This window comes from Amycolatopsis viridis (assembly GCF_011758765.1).
Lineage (GTDB): Bacteria > Actinomycetota > Actinomycetes > Mycobacteriales > Pseudonocardiaceae > Amycolatopsis_E > Amycolatopsis_E viridis.
This window is the reverse complement of record NZ_JAANOU010000001.1, coordinates 5159031-5171933: the sequence shown is the minus strand read 5'-3', so window position 1 is coordinate 5171933 and position 12903 is coordinate 5159031. Positions and strand designations below refer to the sequence as shown.

Sequence of the window (12903 nt, the reverse complement as noted above, 5' to 3'; positions counted from 1 at the left end):
ACATGTCGATCTTCCTCGATTCCAGCAGCAAGATCATCGTTCAGGGCATCACCGGGTCCGAGGGCACCAAGCACGCGACCAAGATGCTGCAGGCCGGCTCGAACATCGTCGGTGGTGTGAACGCGCGCAAGGCCGGCCAGACGGTCACCATCGCGGGCAAGGACCTCACCGTGTTCGGCACGGTCGAGGAGGCGATGAAGGAGACCGGCGCGGACGTGTCGGTCATCTTCGTGCCGCCGAAGTTCGCCAAGGACGCCGTGATCGAGGCCATCGACGCCGAGATCCCGCTCGCCGTGGTGATCACCGAGGGCATCCCGGTGCACGACTCGGCCTACTTCTGGGCGCACAACGTCGCCAAGGGCGGCAAGACCCGCATCATCGGCCCGAACTGCCCGGGCGTCATCTCGCCGGGCAAGTCCAACGCGGGCATCATCCCGGCCAACATCACCGGCCCGGGCAAGATCGGCCTGGTGTCCAAGTCGGGCACGCTGACCTACCAGATGATGTACGAGCTGCGTGACATCGGCTTCTCGACGGCCGTCGGCATCGGTGGTGACCCGGTCATCGGCACCACCCACATCGACGCGCTCGAGGCGTTCCAGGCCGACCCGGAGACCGAGGTCATCGTCATGATCGGCGAGATCGGTGGCGACGCCGAGGAGCGGGCCGCGGCCTACATCAAGGAGAACGTGACCAAGCCGGTCGTCGGCTACGTCGCGGGCTTCACCGCCCCCGAGGGCAAGACCATGGGGCACGCGGGCGCGATCGTGTCCGGCTCGGCCGGCACCGCGCAGGCGAAGAAGGAGGCCCTCGAGGCCGCGGGCGTGAAGGTCGGCAAGACGCCGTCCGAGACTGCCGCGCTGGCCCGGGAGCTGTACGAGAACCTGCACTGACCCCGTGCGGTCCACGCACCGGCCGGGCACCGTTCGCGGTGCCCGGCCGGTGTGCGTCCCGGCCTCCGAAATCCGACGCAACCGTTTGCCGCGGTGACACGTCGGATAGCCGGATGGGGTGGCCGGGAACTCCGGAATGCGCTAAACCGTTCCCGGACCCGACGGCACCCCGGTTCGGGCGAAGACAGGAGAGCACGCGTAATGACGTTCCCCAGTGGTGGACCGGGATACCCGCAGCAGGGCGGCGGTGGCCAGCCCCCGGGGACCGGCGGGTTGCCGCAGCAGCAGCCCCCGGCGCAGTCCGGGGCGGGCCTGTCGCCGGCGAACCTGAGCATGATCCTGACGCTGTTCATCGGCCTGCTGGGCCTGGTGAACTACTTCATCGGCTTCTCCGAGGAGGCGCAGGGCGCCGACCAGCCGGTGCTCTTCCTGCTCGTCGGCGGTCTGCTGGCCGGGCTGGCGGTGCTGCCACGGGGCCCGCGCACGCTCCCGTTCGCGGTGCTGTTCAGCGTGCTCGGCGCACTCACCGCGATCCTGGTGGTCGTGCACATCCCGTCCCAGGCGGAGACGCCGGGTATCTACACGGTGATCCTGATCCTGGGCATCCTGCAGATGCTGGTCGCGATCGCGGCGCTGCTGTTCGACGCCGGTGTCCTGAAGATGCCGCAGCCACAGGCGCCGCAGTACGGCCAGCCGTACGGCGGTCAGCCGGGGCAGCAGTTCGGCCAGCCGGGCCAGCCCGGGCAACCCGGTCAACCGGGTCAGCCCGGTCACGGTGAGCCGAAGGGCGGCCCGTCGGGCACGCAGTACGGTCCGCCGGTGTCCCCGCCGCAGCAGCAGTCCACGGTCTACGCCCCGCAGCAGGGCCAGTTCTACAACCCGCCCGGGTCCGAGGGCCGGCAGGGCCAGCAGCCGGGTACCCCGCCCGGCGGCAACCCGCAGAGCTGAGTTCGCGCAGAACGCCCCTTCCCGGCCTGGGAAGGGGCGTTCTGCGTGTCCCGGGACCAGCCGCTTGTGGCTTAATCCGCATGAGGGACGACCGGCGTGGCTCACCCGGTCGGCGCAGTGTTGGTGCGAGGGTGCCAGGCATGCAGGTGCTCACCTCGTACGGCCGGTCCGGGGATGGGGTGACGGACCCGGAGCACCGGGGCGAGCGCTCTCCGGTGGTCCGGGCGCGGGTGTTCGCCGCGGCGGTCCTCGGCCCCGTCGTCACCGGTTACGTCGTGGTCGCCGCCCTGTTCGGGCTGGTCACGGCCATGGTTTCGGTGGCGCAGTTCTCGATCGGCGGTGTGCTGCGCGCGGCCGGGCCGGGCTGGCTCGCCGCCTACCAGGTGCCCGTCACGATCGCCGGGCGCCCGCTGGGCGTGCTGCCGCTGCTGGCGACGATCGGAGCTGTCGCGCTGGTCGTCCGGGCGGCGGCGAACGCCACTGCCCGTCTCGGCTATCGCGAGCCGGGTGCGGCCGTGCCGTTGGTCGCCGCCATGGCCGGTGCGCACGCCCTGGCCGGGCTGGGGATCGCGTTGTTCGACGACAGCGGGGGTGCGCGGGTCGAGCCGTTGCCGGCCTTCACGGTGCCCGCCGTCGTCGCCGGTGTGGCCGCGGCGGCGGGAGCGGCGTCGCGTTCCGGGCTGGCGGCGACCCTGCGCAACTACCTGGACCCGCTGGCGGTGCGCGGTCTGCGGGCCGGGGCGCTGGGCCTGGCCGGGTTGCTCGCGGTGGGCGCGCTCGTGCACACGGTGGCGCTGGTGCTCGCGTCGGGCACGATCCGCGAGCTGTTCGCGTCGAACGCACCCGGCTTCGGCAGTGGCGCCGGGATGCTGCTGCTGTCCCTGGGCTACCTGCCGAACGCGGTGATCGGTGGCTTGGCCTTCGCCACCGGTCCGGGCTTCTCGATCGGCTCGTTCTCGCTCGGCACGTTCTCCTTCGCTGGTGGCCCGGTGCCGGGTCTGCCGGTGCTCGCCGGTGTCCCGGAACACTTCGCGCACTGGTGGCCGGTGGTGATGCTCCTGCCGGCCGCGGTCGGCGCACTGCTCGGCTGGACACTGCGCCGCGCGGACGACAACCCGCTCGCGCGGCTGCGGATCGTCGGCATCGCGGGTGCGCTGGTCGGGTTCGGTTGCGTCGTGCTCGGCACGCTCGCCGGCGGACGGCTCGGCGGCGGCGCGTTCGATCCGGTGACGATCCCGGTCGGGCTGGTGTCGGTGGCCGCGTTCGCGTGGATCGCCGTGCCCGGTGCTCTGGTGGCGTGGTTCGCCGGGCCGCGGACCCGCCCCGCACCGGAACCGGCGGAGACCGCGGAATCCGCCGGATCCGAGGACCCCGGGGACTCTGGGGATTCAGTGGACCCAGCGGCCCCGGAGGACTCCGAGGAGTCGCTGGTGGCGGCCGAGATCGAGGCCGAGCTGGAGGACCTCGAGGCCGAACTCGAGGAGCTCGAAGCGGAGGTCCAGGTCGAAGACACCGACGAAGACACCGACGAAGACACCGACGAAGACACCGACGAGGACACCCAGGAAGACACCGGGGAGGACACCGCCGGCACCGCGAGCCCCGCGGACCCCGGGGACGAGCCGGACGAGGATCCCGCGGACGAGCCGGAAGCAGAGCCGGCGGACGCCGAGGGGCCTCCGCCCACCGACGGGAAGCCGGACGAGCCCAGCTAGCCACCCCCAGCCCGCACGGAGCCGCCCGGCGGCGCAGCATAGACTCGGTCCGACGTTGGCACGGGCGAAGGAGAGGCGTTGAACTCCAGCCGGTTGGAACTGCCCGTCCCGGTCAAGCTGGTGGTGCTCGCCTCCGGATCGGGCACGCTGCTGCAGTCGCTCCTGGACGCGACCCAGCGCATCGGCTTCCCGGCGAAGGTCGTGGCGGTGGGCACGGACCGGTCCGGGGTGGAGGCACTGGCGCGTGCCGAACGCGCGGGCGTGCCGCACTTCACCGTCCGCCTGAGCGACCACCCGGACCGCAACGCCTGGGACAAGGCGCTCACCGAGGCGGTCGCGGCCTACGAGCCCGACCTCGTGGTGTCGGCGGGTTTCCTGAAGATCCTGGGGGCGAACTTCCTCGCGCGCTTCCCGAACCGGGTGATCAACACCCACCCGGCCCTGCTGCCGTCGTTCCCGGGGATGCACTCCGTGGCCGATGCGCTGGAGCTGGGCGTCAAGGTGACCGGGTGCACCGTGCACTTCGTGGACGGCGGGGTGGACACCGGGCCGATCATCGCCCAGGAGGCGGTGCCGGTCGAACCGGACGACGACGAGGACAGGCTGCACGAGCGCATCAAGGTCGTGGAACGACGGCTGCTCGTGGACGTGGTGGAACGACTCGGCCGGGCCGGTGCCACGGTCGAGGGACGGAAGGTGAGGTTGCGGTGACGGTGGAAGGTCGGCGTCCGGTCAAGCGCGCCCTGATCGGCGTTTCGGACAAGACGGGCCTGCTGGAGCTGGGCACCGCGCTGCACGCGGCCGGTGTGGAGATCGTCTCCACCGGCGGCACGGCGAAGACATTGGCGGATGCCGGGGTGCCGGTCACGCCGGTCGAGCAGGTCACCGGCTTCCCGGAGTCGTTCGACGGCCGGGTCAAGACCCTGCACCCGCGGGTGCACGCGGGCCTGCTGGCCGACCGCGACCGCCCCGAGCACGTCGAGCAGCTGCGCGAGCTCGACATCGCGCCGTTCGACCTGCTGGTGGTCAACCTCTACCCGTTCCGGGAGACGGTCGCCTCCGGCGCGAGCCCCGAGGACTGCGTCGAGAACATCGACATCGGTGGCCCGGCGATGGTCCGCGCCGCGGCGAAGAACCACAACAACGTGGCCGTCGTGGTCGACCCGGACCGTTACGACTGGGTGCTGGAGCAGGTCCGCGCCGGTGGTTTCGACCTCGCCGACCGCAAGCGGCTCGCGGCCCAGGCGTACGCGCACACCGCGAGCTACGACATGGCGGTGGCCTCCTGGTTCGCCAGCGTCTACGCCCCGGACAGCACCGCCGCCGACTCCGGCTTCCCGGACTTCACCGGCGGTACCTGGGAACGCGGTGACGTGCTGCGCTACGGCGAGAACCCGCACCAGCGCGCGGCGGTGTACCGGCACTGGCGCGGTGGGCTGGCGCACGCCGAGCAGCTGCACGGCAAGGCCATGTCCTACAACAACTACGTCGACACCGACGCCGCGCGCCGGGCCGCCTACGACTTCGAGGCTCCCGCGGTGGCGATCATCAAACACGCCAACCCGTGCGGGATCGCGGTCGGCGCGGACATCGCCGAGGCGCACCGCAAGGCGCACGCCTGCGACCCGGTGTCGGCCTACGGCGGCGTGATCGCGGCGAACCGGCCGATCACGCGTGAGGCCGCCGAGCAGATCGCCGAGGTGTTCACCGAGGTCGTGCTCGCGCCCGGTTTCGAGGACGAGGCGCTGGACGTGCTCAAGCGCAAGAAGAACGTGCGCCTGCTGACCCTGCCCGCGCTGACCGACGCGGACCCGATCGAGTTCCGGCCGATCTCCGGCGGGATGCTCGTCCAGACGGCCGACCGGATCGACGCGCCGGGCGACTCACCGGAGAACTGGACGCTGGCGACCGGCGAGGCCGTCGACGCGGACACCCTCGCGGACCTGGTGTTCGCGTGGCGGGCGATCCGTGCCGTGAAGTCGAACGCGATCCTGCTGGCCAGCGGGCAGGCGACGGTGGGCGTCGGCATGGGCCAGGTCAACCGCGTCGACTCCGCCCGGCTGGCCGTGCAGCGCGCCGGCGATCGGGTCAAGGGCTCGGTGGCGGCGTCGGACGCGTTCTTCCCGTTCCCCGACGGGCTGCAGGTGCTGATCGACGCCGGTGTGCGGGCGGTCGTCCAGCCGGGCGGCTCGATCCGCGACCCGGAGGTCATCGCCGCGGCCGAGGAGGCCGGCGTGACGATGTACCTGACCGGGACGCGGCACTTCACGCACTGACGGTTCGGAGCGGGCGGTTCAGAGTGCGGTGGCGGTCCCGGTGATCGTCACCCGCTCGTCGTCCGGGCGGACGTCGACCAGGAGTTCGCTGCGCCGCCCCATGTCCTCGCCCTGGATGATCGTGATGCGCCGGGGTTCGTCGACTTCGCCCAGGGCCCGCAGGTAGCCGCCGAACGCCGCGGCCGCCGCGCCCGTGGCCGGGTCCTCGACCACGCCGCCGACCGGGAACGGGTCGCGGGCGTGCACGGTGGTGTCGTTCTCCGGCCGGAACAGGTGCACGGTGGTCCAGCCGTACTCGCGCATGACGTCGGCGAGCCGGTCGAAGTCGTAGTCCAGGCGCGCCAGCCGGTCCCGGGTCGCGGCCGCGAGCACCAGGTGGTCGTTGCCGGCGAAGGCGACGTGCGCCGGCCAGGCCGGGTCGAGGTCGGAGCCGGACCAGCCGAGCGCTTCGAGGGTGCGGCGCAGTTCGTCGTCGGTGGCCGGCCGGGACCGGGTGGGGACGCTGGTGAACCCGGCAGTGATCGTCTCCTGGCCACTGGTCTGGAGCGTGATGGGGCCGGCGGGTGTTTCGAAGCGCAGGTCGCCGGTGCCGGTGCGCTGGGCGAGGGCGACCGCCGTGGCGATCGTCGCGTGCCCGCAGAAGGCGACCTCGGCCAGGGGGCTGAAGTAGCGGACGCGGTAGTGGCGGTCCGCCGTGGCGGTGGCGAACGCGGTCTCGGAGTAGCCGGCCTCCGCCGCGATCTTCTGCATCTCACTGTCGGTGAGCTCGTGCGCGTCCAGGACGACGCCGGCCGGGTTGCCGCCGGCGGGGTCCTTGCTGAACGCGGTGTAGCGAAGAACCTCGGTCATCACGGTGATTCTGCCCGTTCGCGAGGCCGTTTCACAGCCGCCTTGACATCGCACAGGTGTTCGAGGCACACTGAATTTGTCGAACACGCGTTCGACAAGTCGCCGTCTTCCCCACGGTGACGTCGACAGTTCAGGCGCGTCGTGGGGAGGTGGCACGCGGTGACGGCACCGGTCGCGACACTCGCCGCCCTGCCCGGCGTGAACACGGCCAGCGGGGTGGCCGCCGCGGCGGAGCACGCACAGCTGACCGGGCGGGTGCTGCCGGTGCGGCCGGAGCTGCGCCGGCTGCTGCCCCGGGCGGGGTTGCGGCGCGGGAGCACGATCGCCGTGCGCGGATCGGTGTCGTTGCTGCTGGCGCTGCTGGCCGAGGCGACGGCGACCGGATCGTGGGCGGCGGCGGTGGGAATGCCGGACCTCGGCCTGGTGGCCGCGGCGGAGCTCGGGGTCGAGGTGAGCCGTCTCGCGCTGGTGCCGCGGCCAGGGGCGGAGTTCGTCACGGTCACCGGCGCGCTGCTGGACGGGATGGACGTGGTGGCGGTCGCCGCGCGGGGTGCGGCGCCGCCGGAGGCTCGGCGCCTGTCGGCGCGGGCACGGCATCGGGGTGCCGTGCTGCTCTCCCTCGGGCCGTGGCCCGGCGCCGAGGTGGAGCTGAGGTGTGAGGCCGGCCGGTGGACCGGCCTCGATGGCGGGCACGGGTACCTGCGTGAGCGGCGGGTCTGTGTCCAGGGTGCCGGCCGGGGCGCGGCGACGCGCCCCCGGCGGGCGGATCTGCTGCTGCCGGGGTCTGCGGGGGCCCCGGCAGCAGCACCCCCCGAGCCGGCGCTGAGCCTGGCGCGGGAGGCGGGCTGATGCGCCCGGCCCCGACGACGGCGACGACACCGGGGACAGTGGTGGCGGCCCGGTGCGGGATGCGAGGGCTGTCGGCGGCGAGCGAGGTTCCGGCGGTGGCGCGGCGCGGCGCTACCGGCGGGGCGGCTGCGGTTGGGCGTAGCTCGCCAGCCAGGTGCGGTGCCCCAGCCGCGAGCGGCAGGTGCGCCGGGATGCCCGTGCGGAAAGTGCCGGTACCGGCCTGGCACCTCCGCGGGGCCGGGCGGAAGAGCGTTCCATGTCCACAGTAGACAGCCCGGCCCGCATGCTGGTCCTCTGGTGCCCGGACTGGCCGGCGGTGGCCGCGTGCCTGGCCGAGGGCGTGCCGCTGCACCTGCCTGCCGCGGTGTTCCACGCCAACCGCGTGGTCGCCTGCACCGCGGTCGCCAGGGCGGCGGGCATCCGCCGGGGCATGCGGCGCCGCGACGCGCAGTCCCGGTGTCCCGATCTCCACGTCTCCGCCCCGGACGAGGATCGCGACGCACGCCTCTTCGAACCCGTCGCCGCCGCGGTGGAGGAGCTGGTCGTCGGGGTCGAGGTGGTCCGTCCCGGCCTCGTCGCGGTGCCCGCCGACGGCGCGTCCGGCTACTTCGGTGGCGAGTTGCGTCTCGCGGAACTGCTCGCCGAGCACGTCTCCCGGCAGGTGGAGTGCCAGATCGGCATCGCCGGTGGGCTGTTCGCCGCGACCCTGGCCGCCCACCGCTCGGCCGTCGTCGAGCGCGCCGGCACCCGCGAATTCCTCGCGCCGCTGCCGGTCACCGAACTGGACCAGCCGGGCACCGGCCGCACCGAGCTGGTGGACCTGTTGCGCCGCCTGGGACTGCGCACCCTGGGCGCGTTCGCGGAACTCGCCGAACGGGACGTCGCCGCGCGGTTCGGCCGCGCCGGTCTGATCGCCCACCGGCTCGCGCGCGGTCTGGACGAACGGCCACCGCACCGCAGGCGGCCGCCACCCGAACTCGCCGTCACCAAGACCTTCGACCCGCCGCTGGACCGGGTCGACGCCGCCGCGTTCATGGCACGCACCCTCGCCGAGCAGTTCCACGGCGGTCTCGCCCGGCACGGCCTGGCCTGCACACGCCTGGGCATCTACGCCACCACCGAGCACGGCCAGGAGCTCGGCCGGGTGTGGCGCTGCGCCGAACCGCTGACGCCGCAAGGCATCGCGGACCGGGTGCGCTGGCAGTTCGAGGGCTGGCTGCGCGCCGCGCCGGACGAGCGCCCCACCGCCGGCGTGGAGCAGCTCCGGCTGGCGCCCGAGGAAACCGTCGAAGGGCATTCGCTGCAACTGGGCCTGTGGCAGGAGGGTGCGCGCGGCCTGGCGGACGAACACGGCCCGGCCGCCGAGCGGGCCGGCCGCGCGCTGGTGCGGGTGCAGGGCCTGCTCGGCCCGGACAGCGTCGTCACCGCGGTGCTCGACGGCGGCCGTGGGCCGGCCGAACGTGTCCGGCTGGTGCCGTGGGGCGACCCGCGGACACCGCAGTACCCGGCGGACCTGCCGTGGCCGGGGCGGCTGCCCGCACCGTCCCCGGCCACGGTCTACGCCCAGCCGCTGCCCGCGCGGGTCCTCGACGCGGCGGGCCACGAGGTGCGGATCACCCGCCGACGGGAGCTGTCCGCGCCGCCGCACCGGGTCGCGGTGGGCGACGGCCCGCTGCGGGACGTCCTCGACTGGGCGGGTCCGTGGCTGGTCGACGCGCACTGGTGGACGCCGGGTGGCGACGGCGTGCGCACCCGGGTGCAGGTCGTGCTGGCCGGGGAAGGCGAAACGGCGGTCCTGCTGACGAGAGTGGGCGGATCGAGTCCGCAATGGACGGTGGAGGGAGTGTACGACTGATGGACGACGAGTACTTCCGGGACCTGCAGCACTGGCTGGCGCTGCCGCGTGAGGTGGTGGAGTCGCTGGACCCGGCCGGGGACGAGCAGATGCTGCTGCCCATCCCGGTGCCGCGCCGACCGGTGGACTGATGGGTTTCCACAACCCGCCCGTTCCGTGGCCGGAGCTGGAACGCAGGCTGTCCGGCAAACCCGCGTCGGCCGACGGCGGGGACAGCCCCGCCTGGAGCCGGAAACGGGAGGGCTACGTGCGGCCCAGCACGGTCGGCCCGCCCCGCGGGGACGACCACTCGGGCGGCCGGCTCCGCGTGCCCTACGCCGAGCTGCACTGCCACTCCAACTTCAGCTTCCTCGACGGCGCGAGCCACCCGGAGGAGCTGGTCGAGGAGGCGTCGCGGCTGGGGCTCGACGCGATCGCGCTCACCGACCACGACGGCATGTACGGGGTGGTGCGGTTCGCCGACGCGGCCCGCGAGCTCGGTGTGCGCACCGTGTTCGGCACCGAGCTGAGCTTCGGCCTGTCCGCACCGCAGAACGGCGTCGCCGACCCGGAGGGCGAGCACCTGCTGCTGCTCGCCAAGCAGCAGGACGGGTACGCAGCCCTGTGCCGGGCGATCACCGCCGGCCAGCTCGCCGGGCACGACCACGCCGTGGGCACCGACCGGGCGGAGAAGGGCCGCCCGGTCTACGACCTGGACGCCGTCGTGAACGAGGTCGCCGGCCAGGTCGTGGTGCTCACCAGCTGCCGCAAGGGCGCGGTGCGCCGGGCGCTGGCCCGCGGCGGGCCGGACGCGGCCGGGCGGGAACTGCGGCGGCTCACCGAGCGGTTCGGTGCCGGGGCGGTCTACGTCGAACTGACCGACCACGGCTACCCCGAGGATGGGGTGCACAACGACATCCTGGCCGCGCTGGCCGCCGAGCAGGGGCTGCCGACCGTCGCCACCACCGCTGCGCACTACGCCACCCCGGACCGGGGCCGGCTGGCCGGTGCGATGGCCGCGATCCGCGCCCGCCGCGGCCTCGACGACATGGCGGGCTGGCTGCCCGCGTCCGGCATGGCGTTCCTGCGTTCCGGCGAGGAGATGGCGCAGCGGTTCGCGCGGTACCCCGGCGCGGTGCAGCGGGCGGCGCTGCTCGGGCTGGAGTGCGCGTTCGACCTGAAGCTGGTTGCCCCCGAGCTGCCGCCCTACGACGTGCCGGCCGGCTACACCGAGGCGTCCTTCCTGCGCGAGGAGGTCTACCGCGGCGCCGCGCACCGCTACGACAACGATCCGGACGCGTTGCGCCAGATCGAGCACGAGCTGCGGATCATCGAGCAGCTGGGCTTCCCCGGCTACTTCCTCATCGTCTGGGACATCGTCGAGTTCTGCCGCAAGAACGACATCCTGTGCCAGGGCCGCGGTTCGGCGGCGAACTCCGCGGTCTGCTACGCGCTGGGCATCACCAAGGTCGATTCGGTGCGCTGGAAGCTGCTGTTCGAACGGTTCCTCGCCCCGGACCGCGACGGCTACCCGGACATCGACCTGGACATCGAGTCCGACCGCCGCGAGGAGGTGATCCAGTACGTCTACCGCAAGTACGGGCGGCTGCGCACCGCGCAGGTGGCGAACGTGATCACCTACCGCGCCAAGTCCGCGATCCGGGACGCCGCCCGCGCCTTCGGGTACTCACCCGGCCAGCAGGACGCGTGGAGCAAGCAGATCGACCGCTGGGGCCCGCTGAGGGAAGTGCAAGGAGACACCGACTCCGTCGTTTCTGACATCCCGGTGCCGGTGCTGCAGGTGGCCGCCGCACTGGAGGACTTCCCGCGGCACCTGGGCATCCACTCCGGCGGGATGGTGATCTGCCACCGGCCGGTGAGCGAGGTGTGCCCGATCGAGTGGGCGCGGATGGCCGAGCGCAGCGTGCTGCAGTGGGAGAAGGACGACTGCGCTTCGGTGGGGCTGGTCAAGTTCGATCTGCTCGGCCTCGGCATGCTCTCCGCGCTGCACTACATGCTGGACCTGGTGCGTGAGTTCCAGGGCATCGACGTCGATCTGTCCAGATTGGACCTCGAGGACACCGAGGTGTACGAGATGCTGCAACGCGCGGATGCGATCGGGGTGTTCCAGGTGGAGAGCCGGGCGCAGATGGCGACCCTGCCGCGGCTGAAACCGAAGACGTTCTACGACCTGGCGATCGAGGTCGCGCTGATCCGGCCCGGCCCGATCCAGGGTGGCTCCGTGCACCCCTACATCCGGCGGGCGACGAAGAAGGAGAAGTGGGCACACGACCACCCGCTGCTGGCCGGGGCGCTGGACAAGACCCTGGGTGTGCCGCTGTTCCAGGAACAGATGATGCAGATCGCCCTCGACGTCGCGGACTTCACCGCCGCCGAGGCCGACGAGCTGCGGCACGCGATGGGGTCGAAGCGGTCCACCCGGAAGATGGAGCGGCTGCGGGAACGGTTCTACGCGGGCGCCCGGCGCAACGGGCTCGACGACGAGCTGATCGGGCGGATCTTCCACAAACTCATGGCGTTCGCCAACTTCGGTTTCCCGGAGAGCCACGCGCTGAGCTTCGCCTACCTCGTGTTCGCCAGCGCGTTCTTCAAGCGCTACCACCCGGAGGCGTTCTGCGCCGCGCTGCTGCGCGCCCAGCCGATGGGGTTCTACTCGCCGCAGTCGCTGGTCGCCGATGCCCGGCGGCACGGCGTCACCGTGCACGGCCCGGACGTCAACGCGAGCCTGCCGCACGCCACGCTCGAACCCCACGGTGACGGCCTGGCGGTGCGGATCGGGCTGGCCGGGGTGCGGTTGATCGGGCAGAAGCTCGCCGAGGAGATCGTCGCGGAACGGGAGCGGGGCGGACGGTTCCGGGACATGGCGGACCTGGCGCGGCGGGTGCGGCTGACCACGCCGCAGATCGAGGCGCTCGCCACGGCCGGCGCGTTCGGCCGGTTCGCCGAGATCGCCGGAGACCGGCGCCGCGCGCTGTGGGCGGCCGGTGCGGTGGCGCAGGAACGACCGGAGAAACTCCCGGTCGCGCTGGCCGGGGCGCACGCACCGGCGCTGCCCGGGATGGACGAGATCGACGAGGCGATCGCCGACGTGTGGGCGACCGGGTTGTCGCCGGACAGCTTCCCGACCGAGTTCATCCGCGACCGCCTGGACGCGCTGGGCGTGGTGCCCGCCGGAAAACTGCCCGGCCTCGCGGACGGCGCCCGGGTGCTGATCGGGGGAGCGGTGACCCACCGGCAGCGCCCGGCGACCGCGGGCGGGGTCACGTTCCTCAACATCGAGGACGAGACCGGCATGGTCAACGTCGTGTGCTCGGCCGGGTTGTGGCGCCGCTACCACCGGGTGGCGCGGGGCAGCGCGGCGATGCTGATCCGCGGGGTGATCGAACGGGCCGACGGGGTGGTGAGCGTGCGGGCGGAGAAGTTGCAGCACCTGTCCATGCGGGTGCCGTCGAAGTCGCGGGACTTCCGGTGACCGGCGTGGCCGGCACCGGTCGCGTGCGGTGTTCGGGATGGACGAC

At 72.9% G+C, this 12903-nt stretch carries 10 protein-coding genes; 9 read left to right on the top strand and 1 reads right to left on the bottom strand.

From position 1 onward, the window contains the following. Window positions 1-2: 2 nt before the first annotated feature. The 5 genes from sucD (at window position 3) to purH (ending at window position 5832) form a co-directional block, all read left to right on the top strand. A complete protein-coding gene (gene sucD, locus FHX46_RS25575; protein WP_167119955.1) occupies window positions 3-893 on the top strand; it encodes a succinate--CoA ligase subunit alpha in 891 nt (296 codons plus the stop codon). A gap of 201 nt (window positions 894-1094) precedes the next feature. Then, entirely contained in the window at window positions 1095-1841 is a 747-nt protein-coding gene (locus FHX46_RS25570; RefSeq protein ID WP_167119950.1) for a DUF5336 domain-containing protein, read from the top strand. 140 nt (window positions 1842-1981) lie between these two features. Next, window positions 1982-3556, top strand: a complete 1575-nt coding sequence (locus FHX46_RS25565) for a cell division protein PerM (protein ID WP_167119948.1) — start codon at window positions 1982-1984, stop codon at window positions 3554-3556. 93 nt (window positions 3557-3649) lie between these two features. Continuing rightward, window positions 3650-4267, top strand: a complete 618-nt coding sequence (gene purN, locus FHX46_RS25560) for a phosphoribosylglycinamide formyltransferase (protein ID WP_167121676.1) — start codon at window positions 3650-3652, stop codon at window positions 4265-4267. After that, on the top strand, window positions 4264-5832 hold the full coding sequence (gene purH / locus FHX46_RS25555) for a bifunctional phosphoribosylaminoimidazolecarboxamide formyltransferase/IMP cyclohydrolase (RefSeq protein ID WP_167119944.1): 1569 nt from the start codon (window positions 4264-4266) through the stop codon (window positions 5830-5832). The genes purN and purH overlap by 4 nt, the downstream gene beginning before the upstream one ends. A gap of 18 nt (window positions 5833-5850) precedes the next feature. Here purH and FHX46_RS25550 read toward each other — a convergent pair whose 3' ends face one another. Beyond that, a complete protein-coding gene (locus tag FHX46_RS25550) occupies window positions 5851-6681 on the bottom strand; it encodes a PhzF family phenazine biosynthesis protein (protein ID WP_167119941.1) in 831 nt (276 codons plus the stop codon). A 159-nt stretch (window positions 6682-6840) separates the two neighbouring features. Here FHX46_RS25550 and FHX46_RS25545 point away from each other — a divergent pair, with 159 nt between their 5' ends. From FHX46_RS25545 to FHX46_RS25535, 4 genes are all read left to right on the top strand, one after another. Next, window positions 6841-7530: a hypothetical protein gene (locus FHX46_RS25545; protein ID WP_167119938.1), complete on the top strand. Its 690-nt coding sequence runs from the start codon at window positions 6841-6843 to the stop codon at window positions 7528-7530. A 283-nt stretch (window positions 7531-7813) separates the two neighbouring features. Then, window positions 7814-9385, top strand: coding sequence for a DNA polymerase Y family protein (locus FHX46_RS25540; RefSeq protein ID WP_167121675.1), 1572 nt, complete (start codon window positions 7814-7816; stop codon window positions 9383-9385). Beyond that, window positions 9385-9516 carry a hypothetical protein gene (locus FHX46_RS28935; protein ID WP_279589485.1) on the top strand — a complete coding sequence of 44 codons (132 nt, stop codon included), beginning with the start codon at window positions 9385-9387 and terminating at the stop codon, window positions 9514-9516. Before FHX46_RS25540 ends, FHX46_RS28935 begins: the two co-directional genes overlap by 1 nt. After that, window positions 9516-12857 carry an error-prone DNA polymerase gene (locus tag FHX46_RS25535; protein ID WP_167119935.1) on the top strand — a complete coding sequence of 1114 codons (3342 nt, stop codon included), beginning with the start codon at window positions 9516-9518 and terminating at the stop codon, window positions 12855-12857. Before FHX46_RS28935 ends, FHX46_RS25535 begins: the two co-directional genes overlap by 1 nt. The last annotated feature ends 46 nt before the right edge of the window (window positions 12858-12903 follow it).

Bases quoted from the DNA above. Each gene is read 5' to 3' on its own strand.
- sucD (WP_167119955.1), top strand. From the start codon at position 3: ATGTCGATCTTCCTCGATTCCAGCAGCAAGATCATCGTTCAGGGCATC.
- FHX46_RS25570 (WP_167119950.1), top strand. From the start codon at position 1,095: ATGACGTTCCCCAGTGGTGGACCGGGATACCCGCAGCAGGGCGGCGGT.
- FHX46_RS25565 (WP_167119948.1), top strand. From the start codon at position 1,982: ATGCAGGTGCTCACCTCGTACGGCCGGTCCGGGGATGGGGTGACGGAC.
- FHX46_RS25550 (WP_167119941.1), bottom strand. From the start codon at position 6,681: ATGACCGAGGTTCTTCGCTACACCGCGTTCAGCAAGGACCCCGCCGGC.
- FHX46_RS25540 (WP_167121675.1), top strand. From the start codon at position 7,814: ATGCTGGTCCTCTGGTGCCCGGACTGGCCGGCGGTGGCCGCGTGCCTG.
- FHX46_RS28935 (WP_279589485.1), top strand. From the start codon at position 9,385: ATGGACGACGAGTACTTCCGGGACCTGCAGCACTGGCTGGCGCTGCCG.
- FHX46_RS25535 (WP_167119935.1), top strand. From the start codon at position 9,516: ATGGGTTTCCACAACCCGCCCGTTCCGTGGCCGGAGCTGGAACGCAGG.